The organism is Staphylococcus sp. FSL W8-0056 (genome assembly GCF_037963075.1).
In the GTDB taxonomy this organism is placed as follows: Bacteria; Bacillota; Bacilli; order Staphylococcales; family Staphylococcaceae; genus Staphylococcus; species Staphylococcus aureus.
Window position 1 is genome coordinate 2,636,963 of the sequence record NZ_CP150142.1, and the last position, 20,977, is coordinate 2,657,939.

At 34.8% G+C, this 20,977-nt stretch carries 17 protein-coding genes; 7 read left to right on the forward strand and 10 right to left on the reverse strand.

Annotated elements, in window-relative coordinates; genetic code table 11:
- Nucleotides 1-5: 5 nt before the first annotated feature.
- Nucleotides 6-650 (forward strand): 4'-phosphopantetheinyl transferase superfamily protein, encoded by a 645-nt coding sequence (locus NSS86_RS13220; RefSeq protein ID WP_000215722.1) that lies wholly within the window; start codon nt 6-8, stop codon nt 648-650.
- Between the two features lie 327 nt (nt 651-977).
- On the opposite strand, the gene NSS86_RS13225 is transcribed toward NSS86_RS13220, so the two are convergent.
- The 8 genes from NSS86_RS13225 to NSS86_RS13260 all read right to left on the reverse strand — a co-directional run bounded on the left by NSS86_RS13225 (nt 978) and on the right by NSS86_RS13260 (nt 10,165).
- Nucleotides 978-1,457: a YagU family protein gene (locus tag NSS86_RS13225; protein WP_001822554.1), complete on the reverse strand. Its 480-nt coding sequence runs from the start codon at nt 1,455-1,457 to the stop codon at nt 978-980.
- 269 nt (nt 1,458-1,726) lie between these two features.
- Nucleotides 1,727-2,491 (reverse strand): acetylglutamate kinase, encoded by a 765-nt coding sequence (argB, locus tag NSS86_RS13230; RefSeq protein ID WP_000668894.1) that lies wholly within the window; start codon nt 2,489-2,491, stop codon nt 1,727-1,729.
- Between the two features lie 15 nt (nt 2,492-2,506).
- Nucleotides 2,507-3,748 (reverse strand): bifunctional glutamate N-acetyltransferase/amino-acid acetyltransferase ArgJ, encoded by a 1,242-nt coding sequence (gene argJ / locus NSS86_RS13235; protein ID WP_000682619.1) that lies wholly within the window; start codon nt 3,746-3,748, stop codon nt 2,507-2,509.
- 11 nt (nt 3,749-3,759) lie between these two features.
- Nucleotides 3,760-4,791 carry an N-acetyl-gamma-glutamyl-phosphate reductase gene (gene argC / locus NSS86_RS13240; protein ID WP_000598482.1) on the reverse strand — a complete coding sequence of 344 codons (1,032 nt, stop codon included), beginning with the start codon at nt 4,789-4,791 and terminating at the stop codon, nt 3,760-3,762.
- Nucleotides 4,792-4,829: 38 nt separating this feature from the next.
- Nucleotides 4,830-6,014: an ornithine--oxo-acid transaminase gene (gene rocD / locus NSS86_RS13245; RefSeq protein WP_001084442.1), complete on the reverse strand. Its 1,185-nt coding sequence runs from the start codon at nt 6,012-6,014 to the stop codon at nt 4,830-4,832.
- A gap of 258 nt (nt 6,015-6,272) precedes the next feature.
- Nucleotides 6,273-7,622, reverse strand: coding sequence for a branched-chain amino acid transport system II carrier protein (gene brnQ, locus NSS86_RS13250; protein ID WP_000728170.1), 1,350 nt, complete (start codon nt 7,620-7,622; stop codon nt 6,273-6,275).
- Nucleotides 7,623-7,900: 278 nt separating this feature from the next.
- Complete coding sequence (locus NSS86_RS13255; RefSeq protein WP_001557561.1) at nt 7,901-8,458, reverse strand: isochorismatase family protein; 558 nt, start codon at nt 8,456-8,458, stop codon at nt 7,901-7,903.
- A 66-nt stretch (nt 8,459-8,524) separates the two neighbouring features.
- Nucleotides 8,525-10,165 carry an alpha-keto acid decarboxylase family protein gene (locus NSS86_RS13260; protein ID WP_000813525.1) on the reverse strand — a complete coding sequence of 547 codons (1,641 nt, stop codon included), beginning with the start codon at nt 10,163-10,165 and terminating at the stop codon, nt 8,525-8,527.
- A 192-nt stretch (nt 10,166-10,357) separates the two neighbouring features.
- Between NSS86_RS13260 and NSS86_RS13265 the strand changes: the two genes are divergently transcribed.
- Nucleotides 10,358-10,459, forward strand: a complete 102-nt coding sequence (locus NSS86_RS13265; protein WP_000982808.1) for a hypothetical protein — start codon at nt 10,358-10,360, stop codon at nt 10,457-10,459.
- Here NSS86_RS13265 and ptsG read toward each other — a convergent pair.
- Nucleotides 10,438-12,483: a glucose-specific PTS transporter subunit IIBC gene (gene ptsG, locus NSS86_RS13270; protein WP_001227709.1), complete on the reverse strand. Its 2,046-nt coding sequence runs from the start codon at nt 12,481-12,483 to the stop codon at nt 10,438-10,440. The genes NSS86_RS13265 and ptsG overlap by 22 nt on opposite strands.
- A 584-nt stretch (nt 12,484-13,067) precedes the next feature.
- Between ptsG and mupG the strand changes: the two genes are divergently transcribed.
- The 4 genes from mupG to NSS86_RS13290 are packed head-to-tail and all read left to right on the forward strand — an operon-like array spanning nt 13,068 to nt 17,363.
- The gene (gene mupG / locus NSS86_RS13275; protein WP_000145577.1) at nt 13,068-14,123 is read left to right on the forward strand and encodes a 6-phospho-N-acetylmuramidase; all 1,056 of its coding nucleotides are present in this window, start codon (nt 13,068-13,070) and stop codon (nt 14,121-14,123) included.
- Nucleotides 14,123-15,019 carry an N-acetylmuramic acid 6-phosphate etherase gene (murQ, locus tag NSS86_RS13280; protein WP_000432017.1) on the forward strand — a complete coding sequence of 299 codons (897 nt, stop codon included), beginning with the start codon at nt 14,123-14,125 and terminating at the stop codon, nt 15,017-15,019. Before mupG ends, murQ begins: the two co-directional genes overlap by 1 nt.
- A gap of 11 nt (nt 15,020-15,030) precedes the next feature.
- Nucleotides 15,031-16,485 (forward strand): PTS transporter subunit EIIC, encoded by a 1,455-nt coding sequence (locus tag NSS86_RS13285; RefSeq protein WP_000159750.1) that lies wholly within the window; start codon nt 15,031-15,033, stop codon nt 16,483-16,485.
- Nucleotides 16,486-16,487: 2 nt separating this feature from the next.
- Nucleotides 16,488-17,363, forward strand: a complete 876-nt coding sequence (locus NSS86_RS13290) for a MurR/RpiR family transcriptional regulator (RefSeq protein ID WP_000181832.1) — start codon at nt 16,488-16,490, stop codon at nt 17,361-17,363.
- A 193-nt stretch (nt 17,364-17,556) separates the two neighbouring features.
- Here the strand turns inward: NSS86_RS13290 and NSS86_RS13295 are convergent, their stop codons facing one another.
- Entirely contained in the window at nt 17,557-17,838 is a 282-nt protein-coding gene (locus tag NSS86_RS13295) for a hypothetical protein (RefSeq protein ID WP_001550030.1), read from the reverse strand.
- A 212-nt stretch (nt 17,839-18,050) separates the two neighbouring features.
- Between NSS86_RS13295 and NSS86_RS13300 the strand changes: the two genes are divergently transcribed.
- The gene (locus tag NSS86_RS13300) at nt 18,051-20,840 is read left to right on the forward strand and encodes a type I restriction endonuclease subunit R (RefSeq protein ID WP_000331330.1); all 2,790 of its coding nucleotides are present in this window, start codon (nt 18,051-18,053) and stop codon (nt 20,838-20,840) included.
- Nucleotides 20,841-20,977: the final 137 nt, after the last annotated feature.

Below are 20,977 nucleotides of genomic sequence, written 5' to 3' on the forward strand. Positions count from 1 at the left end.
AAGTTATGACAGTATTTGTAATGCAATTACAGAGTAACTTGAAAAGTATTGAAGAATTAATATCACAAAGTCGTTGGTCATATAAAAAACCGCGTACAGTCAACTATAGATACAATCAAGATAAACTCATGCACAGATTGGGAGATATTTTAGTGCAATATGGAATTCAACATGACACAGGTTTATTACCACATGAATGGCATTATCACATTTCGCCACGAGGTAAGGCAGATATTGTTCAACACAATCGTGATGGACAGCCCATCTATGTGAGCTTATCATATAGTTATCCTTATATCGTGTGTGTTGTCGATAAAGAACCAGTTGGTATAGATATCGAAAAGATATCACAACGTTTAGACTGGCGTACGTTAGTGACGTGTTTCTCTACAAACGAAGCACATCAAATATGTAGTTTAAATGATTTTTATCAAATATGGACACAAAAAGAAAGTTTTACAAAATTGATTGGTGAAGGTTTAATCAAAGGATTGGACATTTATGATATGACACAATCACACTTTTATCAATCACGTGAAGTGAAGTTCAAACAATTTATTTTTGATCAGTTTATGGTACAGGTATGTTTCTTAGGAGAGGCACCCTGGGGTTATAAAAAAGTGTCTGTATTTCAGTTATTGAGTAGTTAATATGACGTCTGACAGTATCATTGCGCAGTGATTTTAAACTATACTGCCTAAATGTTTACTGTTAGATGTATTTTTATTGGAAAAATGAAAGGTGAATACACGATGGCATCATTCAAAATCATGACGAGATTAATGTAAGTGATAAGGTGAAAATATACTGAGCAATATTGAAATTGCCAAAAATAATATCTTGTTACGACGCATTTGAGACTTTAATGCTCACGTAAGTTGGCTGGAATCATATCATGTCAGTTAATAAAATAACGTGAGCATCAATCATCATACTCAAACGATGATTTAAAACTCACGTTAATGTTAGTCAGTGTATTAATTTAATTTATAGCGATAGACAAAATGTTGTCGCACTAATTCAATTGTCATCATCCAGACGATATGGCCAAAGAATTCTGACAGATGCTCTTGGTATGGTTGATCCCACACAGCAGGTACAGTATGCATGATTGGCATAATGATAAGGTGGAATAATACCCAAATAGCAATACCAAAAACAGCACCTTGTCCAATTGCTAAGTAAGCGTATTTTTTAACTAATATGCAGTAAATAATTGCAATGACGATAGAAAAACTAAAGTGGACAATAAAGCTTACCCAAGGCAATTCCATATTTGAAAATGTATATGTTTGATGCGTAAACTCACTACTAAATCCTAATTGTTGCAATAACTCTTGAGGTGGGTTCGTTGCATTACGTTCTGGTGTGCGAGGTGGAAACATGACCTCCCAACCTAATTTTACAATTCCAGATAACAAGCCACCGATAATTCCAGCATAAATGAATATACCCATTTGTCGTTTCGTCAACTTAAGGACTCCTCTCTATTTACTATCCTCATTATAGTATTTTGTGAAAATAATCACAATAAAAAGCTTTGCAAAACTTAAAATATTTTGATAAACAAATTTGTAAAAGGTTATTAGTTTTTTACATCTCATATTGTATCGTACTGTATTCAAAATTGTTAACGAGATGAACGGTAAATAAATGTTTTAGCGCAATGGATAATCGAACTGGAATCATCTCGCGTGTCAAAACTTGTTAGGCCTTAATTTCATAGTTATGAATTAAGGATTGTTGTGCCAACAAAATCATTATTGTAAATAGATTCAATGATATTTGGCTTGTTTCCTGATGCAATGATAACTTTAGGACAGCCATTTTCAATCGCATTTTTGGCATCTAGCACTTTGGGAATCATACCTCCATAAATATCACCATGTTCAATATATTGATGAATATCGACTAATGGCAATTGAGGTATAACAACATCATTGATGAGTACACCTGCAATATTACTTAATACATAAATAGGCGCTTTTAATGATGATGCAATAAAATAGGCAAGCGTGTCAGCATTAATATTGTAAAATTCTCCATCATGGTTATTGAAACCAATCGAATTGATGATAGGTACAAATTTAGTACATAAATACTGTAAAGCATCCTTATTTAAAGCGGTCGGAACACCGACATATCCATATTGTTGATCAAAAGATGTAATTTCAAACAGCTGTGCATCCAAACCACATAAGCCTATTGCAGAACATTGGTGCTGGTTAAATTGAGCTACTAATGCAGTGTTAACGTCTGCAATGAGCGTGTGTTTAGTAATGGTCATGGTTGCTTTATCAGTCACTCTTAGGCCATTAACAAAGTGTGGCTCGATTTGCTGGTTTGATAATGCTTCATTAATAAATGGGCCACCGCCATGAACGATAATGGGGTAGATGTTGTTTGATCGTAAATGCTTAATGTTGTTAATAATTGATGGATGCATGTCACTAAGTGTACTGCCACCAATTTTAATGACAATAAATTTCATCTAACCAACACCACCTTATGTTCGATATGATGCGTTAATACGCACATAATCATAGGATAAATCACAACCGTATGCAGTCGCTGCAGCGTTACCTAAACCAAGTTGAACGTCAATTGTGACATGTTCATGAGTTAATGTGTTCGACATAGCTTGCTCATCAAATAGTACAGCCATACCTTTATCCACGACAGGTATTTGGTTCAGTTGAACATATGTGCATTTAGGATCAATTTCACATCCGCTATAGCCAATAGCTGTAATGATTCGACCAAAATTGGCATCTTCGCCAAAAATAGCTGATTTTACTAGATTTGAACTTACGATAGTTTTACCGATTTTTCTTGCATCTGATATTGATTTAGCGCCTGACACATTGACGCTGATTAACTTTGTTGCGCCTTCGCCATCTCTGGCTATAGCTTTAGCTAAAAATGTACAGACAAAATTGAATGCATCAACAAATGTTTCCCATTGTGGATGGTCTTGACTAAGTATTTGGTGTTCAACTTGGTGATTTGCCATGACTAATACCATGTCATTTGTACTTGTATCGCCATCAACAGTAATCATATTAAATGTATGGTCAGTCGAAGATTTTAATAATTGATGAAGTGTATTCGATTCAATCGATGCATCGGTTGTTATAAAAGCAAGCATGGTAGCCATATTTGGATGAATCATACCTGAACCTTTGGCGCTACCACCAATTGTAACGGTTTTACCATCGATTTTTAGTGATACAGCGATATGTTTTGTACAGGTATCAGTTGTTAAAATTGCCTCGTTAAACGCACCTGGCGTTGCAAAATTAGTATCCTTAATATGTTCGGTCCCAGTCTTAATTTTATCCATAGGCAAATATTCACCAATGACCCCAGTTGAAGCAACAGCAACATGCTCAGATGGTATTTGAAGTTGTTGAGCAACCCATGTTTGTGTTTGTCGTGCATCATCTATGCCTTGTTGACCGGTACAAGAATTTGCATTAGCTGAATTAACAACAAGTGCTTGTAATTTTCCTTTAGACTTTTGTAAAGTGTCTTCAGTGACAATAAGTGGTGCAGCTTTAAACTGATTTAAAGTATATACGGCAGCTGAACTTGCCAAAGACGATGAGTAAATCCACCCAAAGTCTTTTTTGTTAGCGCGTAAACCGATGTGCATACCACCAGCCGTGAAGCCTTGAGGTGTACTGATATCGCCATGTTTAATAATTGAAAAGTTATATTGTTGTGATGTCGTTTCTTGATGTTTCATTCTAACACCCCTTATGGATAAACTGGTGATTGATTTAGGCCAGTCGTTACTTCAAAATCATATAATATATTTAAATTTTGAATGGCTTGACCACTTGCGCCTTTGACAAGGTTATCAATCACTGATACTAAAATTGCTGTTTGTGTTGTTTCATCTACATAGATACCGATATCGCAGTAGTTACTACCGAGTACTTCTTTTGTGGTTGGAAAAGTCCCAATATCTCTAATTCTGACAAATGGCTGATTAGCATAATAAGAGGTCATTAATTTATGTAATGATTCAGTCGTATATTCAGATGAAAATTTGACATAAATTGTTGATAAAATACCTCGTGTCATTGGTACGAGATGTGGTGTAAATATGACTGATACATCTTGACCCGCAATGATAGATAAATATTGCTCGATTTCCGGTTTGTGTTTATGGTTTCCGATTGCATAAGCACTTAGATTTTCATTCATTTCTGAAAAATGAACACGTTGTGATAATGAACGACCAGCACCTGACACGCCGGTCTTAGCATCAATAATAATAGATGACAAATCTACTATTTTTTCGCTAATAAGTGGATGTAATGCTAATAATGTTGCTGTAGGGAAACAGCCAGGATTAGAAATGAGCTTCGTTCCATTGTTATCAAACGATTGCCATTCTGAAATGCTGTAAATAGCATGATTCAAATCATCTTGTGCTGCAGCAGTTTCTTTGTAATATGCTTCATATATTTCACGATTCTTAATTCTAAATGCGCCAGATAAATCGATAACATGAATACCTTTTTCTACTAAGGGAGGGATACATGTTTTACTTACGGGTGCTGGTGTCGCAAAGAAAATTACATCACAGTCATTATTGTCCACTGTAAGTGCTTCGAAATGTTGCATAATATGTTGTAAATGTGGAAATGTTAATTTCAACGGTTCATCTACTTTTGAATGTGAGTAGATGTGTGCAATCGTTACATGAGGATGTGTTTGTAACAATCGAATTAATTCAATTGCGCCATAACCGCTACCGCCAACGATACCTACTTTAATCATCATGAATCCCTCCTATGTCATATATAAATGATTAATTGTTAATTTTTAAAAACGTCTTGAAAAGCTGCAACAATTTGATGGATTTCCTCTTTATCAATAACTAGAGGTGGAGACAATCGAATGATAGTACGATGCGTGTCTTTGCATAAGATTCCACGTTGAATCAGTTGATCCACAAAAGGTGCAGCATCTGTGTTAAGCTCTATGCCTATAAATAAACCACGACCTCTAATTTCTTTAATACTAGGATGTTTAAGTTGTAGCAACGCTTTTAATAAAAATGAACCTAAGCGTTCTGATCGTTCAACCAGTTGTTCATCTTTAAGTACATCAAGCGCTGCCGTCGATATTGCAATGGCTAAAGGGTTACCACCAAATGTTGAACCATGTGTACCTGGTGTTAGAACACGCATGACATCATTATTTGCAAGTACAGCAGATACAGGGTATAAGCCGCCACCCAATGCCTTACCTAAAATATAAATGTCTGGAACAACTTGTTCCCATTCCATCGCAAACCATTTCCCAGTTCTACCAAGACCAACTTGAATTTCATCTGCAATCATTAATATTTGATGTTTATCACATAGTTGACGCACAGCTTGAATATATCCTTTCGGTGGTATATTAACGCCACCTTCACCTTGAATTGGTTCCAAAATAATTGCTGCTGTATTCGGTGAAATAGCTTGTGTTAATTGTTCAATGTCTCCAAAATCTACAGTTGTAGTGCCTTGAAGTAGGGGGTGAAATCCTGCTTTATATGCGTCGTGGTTAGATAGTGATAATGAGCCAAGTGTACGACCGTGAAAATTGTTATTCATAGCGATGATTTCAACTTGTCCGTCAGTAATGCCTTTAACTTCAGAGCCCCATTTTCTAGCAATTTTAATGGCTGCTTCAACAGCTTCAGTACCAGAGTTAAGGGAGAGTACTTTGTCTTTCTTAGCAAGATGACAAATTTTTTCTTCCCATTTCCCGAGATTGTCACTATAAAGGACACGTGAAATGATAGACAACTTTGAAGCTTGTTCTGTCATCGCTTTAACAATTGTTGGATGACAATGGCCTTGGTTTGCAACTGAAAAACCCGAAATGCAATCTATATATTGTTTGCCATCAGTATCCCAAACTTTGACACCTTTACCTTTAGAAATGACAAGCTTAAGTGGTGCATAATTATTAGAGCTATAATAATCAGTTAATTCAATGATTGAATTCATCGGTCTCCCTCCTTTATATTTATACAATTTAAAGAATTAATATTAATATATTACAGTTGTTCAATATAAGTGTCAAATGTAAATTTAATAATATAAAGATAAGGTTGTGTTTGTATTAATGTGATTTGTAAAATGAAAGTACTAATATTTTTTGTGGATAATCAGTGATATGTATGTATACGATTGCAGTTTAATGTAGTATGAATAAAAAATGCCACAAGCATATGTTTAACATATGACTGTGGCATAGTATTATGCTTATGGAATTTTACGATGCTTAATTTTATAAATAATGAAGCCGATAATGAAACCAATCAAACTGAGAACAACCCAGCCCATACCAATGTCTGATAATGGTAAATATTTTTGGCTGAAATTAATCAAAGTTTGTGAGAATGATGTGCTTGAAATGAACTCTGGACTAGCTTTTAATCCATCTACTAATGCAGCAATCATTGTAAAGAAAATGGTACATTGATAAATAATTTTTGAATGATGGAATTTGCTACTAAATAATGTTAGTACAATCAAGGCAATTGCTAATGGATATAAGAACATTAACACTGGGACTGAGTACATAATAATCTTAGTTAAGCCAACATTCGCGAATAAGAACGAAATAAAGCTTACAACTGTTGCAATCGCTAGGTAATTCATTTTAGGGAAAAGGTGTTCGAATGTTTCTGAAAATGCCGTAATCAAACCGATGGCTGTTTTTAAACAAGCAACCATAACGATAAGTGACAACAGGACGATACCGTAGTTACCTAAGTAGTATTGCGTAATTTGCGCTAAGGCAATACCACCATTTTCACTAAGTTTGAAATGACCAATACTTAATGTACCCATGATTGCTAGTAGGGTATAAATAATCCCCATCATAATGATACTGATAGTACCAGACTTAATTGTTTCTTTAGCGATATCAGTTGGATTTTCGATACCTAACTTTTTAATCGTTGCAACAATGATGATACCAAATGCCAATGACGCTAGCGCATCTAAGGTATTGTATCCATCTAAAAAGCCGTTAAATAAGGCATGTGATTGATATTGTTTACTAATAGGTGCATCAGATATGCCACCTAATGGATGGATAAAAGCAAATAATAAAATAATTGCTAATAATACTAAGAATACCGGATTTAAAAATTTACCGATATATTCTAAAATTCTTGATGGCTTTCTCGCAAAAAACCATGCAATCACAAAGAAGACGAAGCTAAAAATAAATAAATATAAAGTGATTTGCTTTGGTGATAAAAATGGCGAAAATGCAATTTCAAATGATGTCGTTGCCAGTCTAGGTAAGGCGAAAAATGGTCCGATAACTAGATATAAGGCAATCGTGAAAATGTAAGCATATGTTTTATTAACACGCGATGCAATTTCAAATAAACCAGATGTCTTTGAAATGCCAATAGCAATGATACCTAGAAATGGTAAGCCAATTGCTGTAATTAAAAATCCTAAGTTAGCGATAAAAACGTTAGAACCAGCAGCTTGACCCAAGTGTATTGGGAAGATAAGATTGCCGGCACCAAAGAATAAACCAAATAACATAGAACCTATAAACATGTTTTCTTTAAATGTTAGTTTCTTCTTCATATATGTATTTGTTCTCCTTTTTAGAACTTATAAAAATCTACTTAATTAAGATAATATCAAAAATTAAACCTAAAGTGATACATAATTTTGTAATAAATACTAAATTTTTTGAAAATTCCGGAATAAATACTGTTTTTTATGTAGTAGGGGCGTAAGTTAAGAACGATTTAATAGATATAGGCTAAGTTTATAGATAGGAGGTTAGACAACCCGACGTATTAATACTTTGTAAAATAAAGATACCCCCTTCAACATGATCGAAGGGGGTAAGTGTATGTTTAGTTCAATATATTTAGAAAGTCGTTTGTAGTTATTGTTTGTCCCATTAATGGGAATACATTATCTATTGGAAATTGATGTAGCGTTTCGTTTTGTGCACTCATCATATCTGTAACAAAAAACTGATTGTAGTTTAATTGATAGGCATCTCGCGCTGTCGTATCTACGCCAATATGCGTTGCGACACCACCAAGAACAATCGTATCAATTCCTCGACGTCGCAATTGTAAGTCCAAATCTGTTCCTACAAATGCACTAAAATGTCGTTTGTCTATGACAAAATCGTCATCTCTCTTGTCTAATAAATGATGGAAACGACTGTAGTCGTCGCCTTCTTTTGGTGGTAATGAGATCATTGCATTTGGTTGCAATACATCTTTACCATCATAGAAATTCACGCGAACAAAAGCGATAAAGCCATTGTTTTTTCTAAAAACATCTATTAATTTATTAGCGTTTTGAACGACATTTTCAGCTGTATGTGGCGCATAATCCATCTTAAGTATACCTTCTTGCAGGTCGATTAACACTAAAGCGGTTTTATTAAAATTAATCATCTTATATCAGAGTCCTTTTCGTTTAATAAAGTATTCGCTTAAACTTATACCCTGTATACGATGAAATTATTTATTTTGTTGTGAAAAAGCTTTAGCGATATCGATCAGTTTCTTCGGTGCGTCTTCGACAGACATTTTGACTTCGACAAAATGCATCACATCGGGATGACCATTAATTGCATTAAACGTGTCTTGTAAATCTTTTGATGATTCAACGTCATGAATTTCAACATTTTTACCACCAAATACAGCTGGTAAAGCTTTATAATCCCACATGTGAATTTCATTATAAGGTTCATACATGCCGTGAATAAGTCGTTCTACCGTATAGCCGTCATTATTAATCACAAATAATACCGGTTTAATATGCTGTCTAATCATAGTTGAAATAGCTTGAACAGTTAGTTGCAATGAGCCATCACCAATTAATAATAAGTTACGACGATCTTTGTCTGCTAATTGTGAACCTAATGTTGCAGGTAATGTATAGCCGATAGAACCCCATAACGGTTGCCCTATAAAAGTATTGTTTTTGTATAATGCTAAATCATAAGCACCAAAGAATGATGTACCTTGATCAGCAATAATGACATCATTTGGTTTTAAGAAATTTTGCATCATTTTAAAATAAGTTTGTTGTGTTAATGGTTCTGTGCCAACAGTATAATCGGGTGATGTTGGACGATGATACGCAGGGAACGTTGCACTGTTCGTATATGAAATATTGGATAACTGTTTTAACAACGATGGTAGAGATATTTCATCATTTGTAACATCATCAATTTTGATATTGTGATGATTTAACATAACGACATCATCGATATTGAATTGGTATGAAAATCCTGCTGTTGCTGAATCTGTTAATTTGGCTCCAATATTTAAAATTAAATCGCTGTTGTCCACATAATCTCGTATTTTATCTTCGGCAATTTTCCCGTCGTAAATACCCATATAATATGGATTTTCCTCATTAAAAGCACCTTTTCCTAATGAAAGTTGTGCTACTGGTATCTGTGTTTGATTTACAAAATCTTCTAATTCTTGATGGAGGTGAAAACTGTTAATTTCATGTCCAGTAATGATGATAGGCTGCTTCGCTTGATGCAGTTTAGTTGCTAATAACTCTATATATGTTGATGCATCCGTATCTTTAGTTGCCGTCACTTCAAATGGTGTCGGTATCTCAATTTCAGAGATTGCGACATCGATTGGTAAATGTAAATGAACTGGGCGTCTTTCGGCGATTGCTGTATTAATTAAACGTGGTATTTCGGTTGTTGCATTTTCAGGTGTGATATAACCTTGTGCAACGGTTATATGTGCAAACATTTTTCGGTAGTCGTCAAATGTACCTTCACCAAGTGAGTGATGTACATATTTACCGGCTTGTTCAACAGCACGTGTCGGCGCACCTGTAATCGCAATGACAGGTATGCGTTCAGCATATGAACCTGCGATACCGTTGACGGCACTTAATTCGCCAACACCAAATGTAGTAACTAATGCAGCGAGTCCATTAAGACGGGCATAACCGTCCGCTGCGTAACTTGCGTTTAATTCATTTGTATTTCCTACCCAATCTACATTGGGATTGCTGATAATATCGTCTAGAAAAGCGAGATTAAAATCACCAGGAACACCAAAAATTTTATCGACGCCTGCTCGATGAAAAGCGTCAATTAAGTAAGCTCCAATGCGTTGTTTCATAAAAAAACCACCTTTTCTCTATATTTACACTTAAAATGATAGCCTCGAATACAGTGTAAGGTCAAGGAAGTTGACTTTGTTGTGAAAACGCTAACAATAGTGAACAATTAATACTTTTTAGGAAATGAGTATGAAGGGGGGCTTAAATTGATGATCTTAAAATTCAAAATTTAAGGGGAGAGCGAACTATCAATGATGCCGCAAAATACAATAGCAAAGAAAAAACAGGCGCGTCACCTTATGAAGGTATACGCACCTGTTTATAGTAAGCATTATTTAGCTTCAAATAATTGATCGCCAAATGAAATGTTGCCATGTTCACCTTGTTTAAAATCAAGGTTTGTAATGTTTCCTTGTGTCACGATAATAGGCGTAATATCACTCTTTGCATGATTGCGGATGTAGTCTAAATCAAAGTTGATTAATAAATCACCTTGTTTAACTTCTTGACCTTCCTCAACATGTAAAGTAAAGCCTTCTCCGTTTAATTTAACAGTGTCTAAACCGATGTGGATTAATAGTTCTAAACCACTATCTGATACAAGACCAATTGCATGTTTTGTTGGGAAAATCATTTGTATTTTACCGTTGAATGGTGCACGAACTTCACCTTGTGAAGGTTTAATAGCGATACCGTCACCCATCATTTTTTCGCTGAACACTTGATCAGGCACTTCTGATAAAGGTGTTACTTCACCAGTTAATGGTGCATGAACGATATGGCTCAATTCGCTTGTTGCAGATTTATCTTCTGCAACAACAACAGTTTCGTCTTTATCGTCTTCCATAGTAGTAGGGTTTTCTACTACTTGACCATTCATAATCTGTTGCATTTCATGTTTGATTTGGTCAGATTTAGGACCAAAAATTGCTTGCATATTATTGCCGACTTCTAATACACCAGATGCGCCTAAATCTTTCAAACCAGGAACATCAACTTTAGATTTGTCGTTAACTTCAACACGTAGACGTGTGATACAAGCGTCTAAATGTTTAATGTTTGCTTTGCCACCCATAGCTTCTAATACTGCATATGGTAATTCAGTTGCTGAAGCAGTAACAGCTTGTGATTGCTTATCTTCACGACCTGGTGTTTTGTATTTTAATTTTACAATTAAGAATCGGAATACGAAGTAGTAAATAACTGCGTATACAAGACCTACAGGAATGACTAACCACCATTGTGTCTTATTAGGTAGTACGCCAAGTAAAACGTAGTCGATGAAACCACCTGAGAAAGTATAACCTAAGTGAACATCCAATAAGTACAATGTTAAGAATGATAAACCATCAAGTACTGCGTGAATAAAGAATAATAATGGTGCTACGAATAAGAATGAGAATTCTAAAGGTTCTGTAATACCAGTTAAGAATGATGTTAAAGCAGCAGAACCCATTAAACCTGCTACTACTTTCTTATTTTCAGGTTTAGCTGTGTGATAAATTGCTAAAGCTGCTGCAGGTAAACCGAACATCATAACAGGGAATTCACCTTGCATGAATTTACCAGCTGTCAAATGTGCGCCTTCACGAATTTGTTCGATAAAGATACGTTGGTCACCGTGAATAATTTCACCAGCTGCATTTTTCCATGAACCAAACTCGAACCAGAACGGTGCGTGGAAAATGTGATGTAGACCGAATGGAATTAATAAACGCTTGATGAAACCAAATAAGAATACGGCAACACCAGTATTTGAATCTAATAATCCTGTACTGAATGCATTTAATCCTGATTGAATCGTTGGCCAAATTAATGCCATTGGAAATGCTAAAATAAATGATGTTGTAGCCATCATAATAGGTACGAAACGCTTACCAGCGAAGAAACCTAAATAAGATGGTAAGTTAATGTTATAGAACTTGTTATAACACCAAGCTGCCAGGGCCCCGATAATAATACCGCCGAACACACCTGTTTGTAATGTTGGAATACCTAAAATGCTAGCGTAACCACTCGCTGGATCAGTAACATTTTTAGGTGTAACTTGTAAAAAGTCGCCCATTGTTTTGTTCATGATTATGTAACCGACGAATGCTGCGATAGCTGCTACGCCATCACCGCCAGCTAATCCGATTGCGACACCTAATGCGAAAATCATAGGTAAGTTTTCAAAAATAATACTACCGGCAGCTGTCATTAATTTAGCGACATTTTGAACGCCACCATTTTGTATAAACGGCAAGTAGTGTTGTAATGCTTCGCCTTGTATAGCTGTACCGATAGCTAATAACAGACCCGCTGCTGGTAAAATTGCAACAGGTAACATTAGCGCTTTACCAATACGTTGCAATTGACCGAAAAGTTTCTTCCTCACTTGTCCAACCTCCAAAGTTGTATGTAATATTTAAGATTCAATAAAAAAGACACGAGCAAATAGACTGTGTTGGTAACCATCACAGCTTAATTTAACTCATGCCTAATCTTACTTAGTAACACGTTGGTGTATGTAATTAATGTAAAAGAAGCAATTGACTAAGTAGTATATAAAACTGATACGTTAGTTTATCTAGCTTACCATCACATCTTATTGAATCTTATTTGTTTGCGACTCCTATTTTAGCATGGTGAAGTATGCGTTTTCAATACAATTATTAAATTCAATTTCAAATCTCTTAAATGTTCACAGATTATTATTAAAACATAATATAAGATAATCCTGAATAAAATGTATAAAAGTTGTTGTAATAATCCAGCAGTAGCAGCTATTATCAGCACTTAAAAGAAAGGATAATCTTTGATGGTGTAATAATTAACTTGTGACAGAAATATGTAAGATTATTACAATGAACAGGCTTTAACTGATTAATATTGTAATGTGTTTTCTCTTATAGTAAAATGTAAGCGATTACACAACTCAACTATATTTTCCTAATAATTATATTGATAAGGAGGGCTACTTTGACAGGCTTTTCAGTGTATTTAGGACAACCTTTAGATGAAGCGTATATTAAGCGAATGATTAAACAAGGTTACCAAATGATTTTTACATCTGTACAAATACCAGAAGAAGATGACGAGACAAAATATCATTATTTCACAAAACTACTCAATTTATTAAAATATGAACAAGTGACTTACCTCATAGATGCTAATCCATCTATTTTAACACCATCTTTTTATGAGCATCTTCGACAATATGATGCACAATTTATGATTCGTATCGATCATAGTACATCAATTGAGGCAATCGAAGCGATAATGGCACAGGGTTTAAAGTGCTGTTTGAATGCAAGTATTATTTCCCGGGAATTGTTAACAAGCTTACATCAACAATTGAATGATTTTACATTACTTTCATTTTGTCATAACTATTATCCAAGACCAGATACGGGATTATCTGTTGACTTGGTCAATAAGAAAAATGAACTCATTTATCAATTTAATCCAAAGGCACAAATATATGGTTTTATTGTAGGGAGTGGTTTGCGAGGTCCTTTGCATAAAGGCTTGCCAACAATTGAAGCAACGAGACATAGTCATCCTGTCGTTGCAGCTAAATTATTACAAGAAACTGGTGTATCTGAAGTGTTAGTTGGAGACTCATTGATTGAAATGAGGCAGGCAAAACAACTTATAGATTTTTGCAAGCATAGGCATTTCACGTTATGTATTGAAGAAGTGTTTGATACGACAGTGACTTACCTTTTCGATATGTGTCATAAAGTACGCCCGGATAATCCGGAAAATGTCATTCGTTCGGAAACGTCAAGACAAATATGTCCACATTCGATTCAACCACAGTTTACGACGCAACGACGCATTGGTTCAGTAACCGTTGATAATTTGAATAACGGACGTTATCAAGGCGAAATGCAAATTGTGAGACAAACGCTTAGTGCACATGACAATGTGAATGTTGTTGCACAAATTATTAAAGAAGACTTACCACTGTTAAGTTGTATCGAGCCGAATGATACATTTGATTTTCAAAAAACTAGGGAGTGTAAGAAGTGATGGAAAATAGTACGACCGAAGCGCGTAATGAAGCGACGATGCATCTTGATGAAATGACTGTGGAAGAGGCTTTAATTACGATGAATAAAGAAGATCAGCAAGTCCCGTTAGCAGTTCGAAAGGCAATACCACAATTGACAAAAGTAATAAAAAAAACAATTGCACAGTATAAAAAGGGTGGACGATTGATCTATATCGGTGCAGGTACAAGTGGAAGATTGGGTGTCTTAGATGCAGCGGAGTGTGTACCTACATTCAATACTGACCCTCATGAAATTATAGGTATTATTGCTGGTGGACAACATGCTATGACGATGGCTGTAGAAGGTGCGGAAGATCACAAAAAATTAGCGGAAGAAGATTTGAAAAATATAGATTTAACATCAAAAGATGTCGTTATAGGAATTGCCGCGAGTGGCAAAACGCCATATGTTATAGGCGGTTTAACATTTGCTAACACAATCGGTGCTACAACAGTATCTATTTCATGCAATGAACATGCAGTTATAAGTGAAATTGCGCAGTATCCAGTAGAAGTTAAAGTTGGTCCAGAAGTATTAACTGGTTCAACACGTTTAAAGTCTGGTACAGCACAAAAGTTAATTTTAAATATGATTTCAACCATCACAATGGTTGGTGTCGGAAAAGTTTACGATAACCTCATGATTGATGTTAAAGCAACCAATCAAAAACTGATCGACCGTTCAGTGCGTATTATTCAAGAAATATGTGCTATCACATATGATGAAGCAATGGCGTTATATCAGGTATCTGAGCATGATGTGAAAGTTGCGACAGTTATGGGTATGTGTGGCATTTCTAAGGAAGAAGCAACAAGACGGTTATTAAACAATGGTGACATTGTTAAACGAGCAATCAGAGATAGACAACCTTAGGAGGGATTTAAATGACCAAAGAACAACAACTTGCAGAACGAATTATTGCTGCAGTAGGTGGTATGGATAATATAGATAGTGTCATGAACTGCATGACACGTGTGCGTATTAAAGTATTAGATGAAAATAAAGTAGATGACCAAGAACTAAGGCATATTGATGGTGTCATGGGTGTTATACACGATGAACGCATTCAAGTTGTGGTTGGACCTGGTACAGTCAATAAAGTGGCTAATCATATGGCGGAATTAAGTGGTGTTAAACTAGGTGACCCAATACCACACCATCACAATGATAGTGAAAAAATGGACTATAAATCATATGCAGCTGATAAAGCAAAGGCGAATAAAGAAGCACATAAAGCAAAACAAAAGAATGGTAAGTTGAATAAAGTATTGAAATCAATTGCCAATATCTTTATACCGTTGATTCCTGCATTTATTGGAGCTGGATTAATTGGTGGTATTGCAGCAGTACTGAGTAACTTAATGGTGGCAGGCTATATTTCAGGTGCTTGGATTACGCAACTTATAACAGTATTCAATGTCATTAAAGACGGTATGTTAGCATACTTAGCTATTTTTACTGGTATTAATGCGGCTAAAGAATTTGGTGCAACACCAGGACTTGGTGGCGTGATTGGTGGTACAACGTTATTAACGGGTATTGCTGGTAAAAATATTTTAATGAATGTCTTCACTGGAGAACCATTGCAACCTGGACAAGGTGGAATTATTGGCGTTATTTTTGCCGTTTGGATTTTAAGTATTGTCGAAAAGAGATTGCATAAAATTGTGCCAAATGCGATTGATATTATTGTAACGCCGACTATTGCATTGTTGATTGTAGGACTATTAACTATCTTTATCTTTATGCCATTAGCAGGTTTTGTTTCAGACAGTTTAGTTTCAGTAGTTAACGGAATTATTAGTATTGGTGGCGTATTTAGTGGATTTATCATTGGAGCAAGCTTCCTACCGTTAGTTATGTTAGGGCTTCATCATATTTTTACGCCAATTCATATAGAAATGATTAACCAATCTGGTGCTACTTACTTATTGCCAATTGCAGCGATGGCTGGTGCTGGACAAGTAGGTGCCGCATTAGCACTTTGGGTAAGATGTAAACGCAACACAACATTACGTAATACTTTAAAAGGTGCATTGCCAGTTGGTTTCCTAGGTATCGGAGAACCATTAATCTATGGTGTGACTTTGCCATTAGGTCGACCTTTCTTAACTGCTTGTATTGGTGGTGGTATTGGTGGCGCTGTAATAGGTGGAATTGGACATATTGGTGCCAAAGCAATAGGCCCAAGTGGTGTGTCACTCTTACCATTAATCTCAGATAATATGTATTTAGGTTATATTGCAGGATTACTTGCTGCATATGCTGGTGGATTCGTTTGTACATATTTATTTGGAACGACAAAGGCGATGCGACAGACAGATTTGTTGGGTGATTAATGATGACAAATATTTTATATCGCATTGATAAACAGTTGAGTGATTTTACGAAGACAGAAAAGATAATCGCTGATTACATTTTAAAGAATCCACATAAAATCATTGATATGACGGTGAATGATTTGGCAGATGTTACGAATGTTAGTACAGCATCAATTGTTAGATTTAGTCGGAAAATGACACATCAAGGTTTTCAAGAGCTAAAGATTGCGATATCTCGATACTTACCCGAAGATATTGCAACCAATCCACATTTAGAATTGATTGAAAATGAATCTGTAGAAACTTTGAAAAATAAAATGATTGCTAGAGCAACGAATACGATGCGATTTGTAGCTACTAATATTATGGATGCGCAAATTGATGCAATTTGTGATGTGTTGAAAAATGCCAGGACAATATTTTTATTTGGATTTGGCGCATCGAGTTTGACTATTGGTGATCTTTTTCAAAAGTTATCTCGTATTGGCTTAAATGTCAGGTTATTACATGAAACGCATTTACTTGTGTCAACATTTGCGACGCATGATGATAGAGATTGCATGATTTTTGTGACGAATCAAGGTAGTCATAGTGAATTGCAGTCAATTGCACAGGTGGCCACACATTACAGTATTCCCATCATAACTATATCTAGTACAGCTAATAATCCAGTGGCTCAAATTGCAGACTATGCATTGATTTATGGCAGAACTGATGAAAATGAAATGCGTATGGCGGCTACAACTTCACTATTTGCACAGTTATTCACGGTAGATATATTGTACTATCGATTTGTAGCATTAAATTATCATGCGATTCTAGATTGTATAACCCAATCGAAAATGGCACTTGATAATTACCGGAAGCATCTTGCGACGATAGATTTTAAACATTAGATATTGTGAGCGTTCTAATATAAAGTTAGTTGCAACGTAAACAATTGAAGTTTTTGATGTGATTCAGTTGTTTGATGAAAAATTGTTGCTACAAGTTTGTAAAACTGGCATAGAGGCTATTTTGAAAATGATAAAGGCGTGACAAATTAAAGCAAAGTTCAGGTTTGAGCTTTGCTTTTTTCATAGATGGAAATTAAATGCTGAAGAATAATTTTAATGCTAAATGAACTAATACGAAGGTGCTAAAAGCAATTATTATCAAATTAGTGATATGAATGAAATGTTTAAATCGTTTGCGTTGATTGTATTCGGGACTTTTATAGAGTAGGTAGTAGTACATAAAGAGTATGGCTGCGAACATGCCGAATATTGAAGTGAAGTTACCTACAGTGACTGCCATGTAATGATTTAAAGTTAAATAGTAACTTAGACTAATAATAAAAAATAAAATGATTTGATAGGTAATTAACACCATTCAAGTCCCTCCATTAATCGTAGACAAAAAATTTATCAATGATTTGATTATTTGTATTCAAATTTTAGTATACGACTTACCTCAAAGACAAATATTAAAAGATAAGACAATAAAATTAGAATAAATTTACGTTTGAAGATAAAAAACAAACATTTTTCATTAAAGTTTATGATATATTTAGAGCAATAGAAAGTGTATGGAAGGGGATATGAATGGCATACCAAAGTGAATACGCATTAGAAAATGAAATGATGAATCAACTTGAACAATTGGGTTACGAAAGAGTAACGATACGTGATAATAAGCAATTGCTTGATAATTTTAGAACGATTTTAAATGAGCGTCATGCGGACAAATTAGAAGGCAATCCCTTAACAGATAAAGAATTTCAACGTCTGTTAACGATGATTGATGGGAAAAGTATTTTCGAGAGTGCCCGTATTTTACGTGATAAATTACCACTTAGACGTGATGATGAGTCTGAGATTTATTTGTCGTTTTTAGATAAGAAAAGTTGGTGTAAAAATAAGTTTCAAGTGACGAATCAAGTATCTGTCGAGGATACATATAAAGCACGTTATGATGTAACGATATTAATCAACGGACTACCCCTTGTCCAAGTTGAATTGAAACGTCGAGGTATTGATATTAATGAGGCGTTTAACCAAGTAAAACGTTACCGCAAACAAAATTACACAGGCTTATTCCGCTACATACAAATGTTTATCATTAGTAATGGTGTTGAAACGCGATACTTTTCTAATAATGATAGCGAACTATTGAAGAGTCACATGTTTTATTGGAGTGATAAACAGAATAACCGAATCAATACATTACAATCATTTGCTGAGTCGTTTATGAGACCCTGTCAATTAGCTAAGATGATATCGCGCTATATGATTATTAATGAAACAGATAGAATACTGATGGCAATGCGTCCGTATCAAGTGTATGCGGTAGAAGCACTTATTCAACAAGCGACTGAGACAGGGAATAATGGATATGTATGGCATACAACTGGAAGTGGTAAGACATTGACTTCTTTTAAAGCGAGTCAGATTTTATCACAGCAAGATGACATTAAGAAAGTTATCTTTTTGGTTGACCGTAAAGACTTGGATAGTCAAACAGAAGAGGAATTTAATAAATTTGCTAAGGGTGCTGTAGACAAAACTTTTAATACCTCGCAACTGGTACGCCAACTAAATGATAAAAGTTTGCCACTTATTGTAACGACGATTCAAAAAATGGCTAAAGCGATTCAAGGGAATGCCCATTTATTAGAACAGTATAAAACGAATAAAGTTGTATTTATTATTGATGAGTGTCATCGCAGTCAATTTGGTGACATGCATCGTCTAGTTAAACAACATTTCAAAAATGCCCAATACTTTGGATTCACTGGTACGCCACGTTTTCCAGAAAATAGTAGTCAAGATGGTAGAACAACTGCAGATATTTTCGGTAGATGCTTACATACGTATTTAATTAGAGATGCCATTCATGATGGTAATGTACTTGGTTTCTCAGTTGACTATATTAATACTTTTAAAAATAAAGCTTTAAAAGCAGAAGATAACAGCATGGTTGAAGCAATTGATACGGAAGAAGTATGGTTAGCGGATAAACGTGTGGAATTAGTAACACGACATATCATCAATAATCATGATAAATATACACGTAATCGTCAATATTCAAGTATATTTACAGTCCAAAGTATTCACGCGCTTATTAAATATTATGAGACATTTAAGCGACTTAACAAAAAGTTGGAACAACCGTTAACGATAGCTGGTATATTTACGTTTAAACCTAATGAAGATGATCGTGATGGTGAAGTGCCATATCATTCACGTGAAAAATTAGAGATAATGATTAGTGATTATAATAAAAAGTTCGAGACGAATTTTTCAACAGACACAACTAATGAGTATTTTAATCATATTTCAAAAAACGTTAAAAAGGGCGTTAAAGATAGTAAAATTGATATCTTAATCGTTGTTAATATGTTCTTAACTGGTTTTGATAGTAAAGTACTGAACACTTTATATGTTGATAAGAATTTAATGTATCATGATTTAATTCAAGCGTATTCACGTACAAATAGGGTTGAAAAAGAATCAAAGCCATTTGGTAAAATTGTAAACTATCGTGACTTGAAAAAAGAGACAGACGATGCACTGAGAGTATTCTCACAAACAAATGATACGGATACAATTTTAATGCGCAGTTATGAAGAGTATAAAAAAGAATTTATGGACGCTTATCGTGAGCTTAAAATGATTGTGCCGACACCACACATGGTTGATGACATTCAAGATGAAGAAGAGCTAAAGCGCTTTGTTGAAGCTTATCGTTTATTAGCTAAAATAATATTACGTTTAAAAGCATTTGACGAGTTTGAGTTTACAATTGATGAAATTGGAATGGATGAACAAGAGAATGAAGACTATAAAAGTAAATATTTAGCTGTGTACGATCAAGTAAAAAGAGCGACGGCTGAGAAAAATAAAGTATCCATTTTAAATGATATTGATTTCGAAATAGAAATGATGCGTAATGATACGATTAATGTGAATTATATTATGAATATATTGAGACAAATTGATCTTGAAGACAAAGCGGAACAACGTCGTAACCAAGAACAAATTAGACGCATTTTAGATCATGCAGATGATCCGACATTGAGGTTAAAACGAGATCTAATTAGAGAATTCATCGACAATGTTGTACCTTCTTTAAATAAGGATGATGATATCGATCAAGAATATGTTAATTTCGAAAGTATTAAAAAAGAAGCGGAGTTCAAAGGATTTGCTGGAGAGAGATCTATCGATGAACAAGCCCTAAAAACAATTTCAAATGACTACCAGTATAGTGGTGTTGTAAACCCACATCACCTTAAAAAAATGATTGGTGATTTGCCATTGAAAGAAAAGCGTAAAGCAAGAAAAGCCATTGAATCTTTCGTGGCAGAAACAACTGAAAAATACGGTGTGTAATGATTCAGCCCCCTCGCTAGATTAGTGTAGGGGGCATTATTATTTCATTAGAAAAGGCTCATTTGTTAAATTCATCTTATCAAGAATATAACGAATGTTCCTTGTTTTAAACTTATTAATTAATAGAGACATTTTAT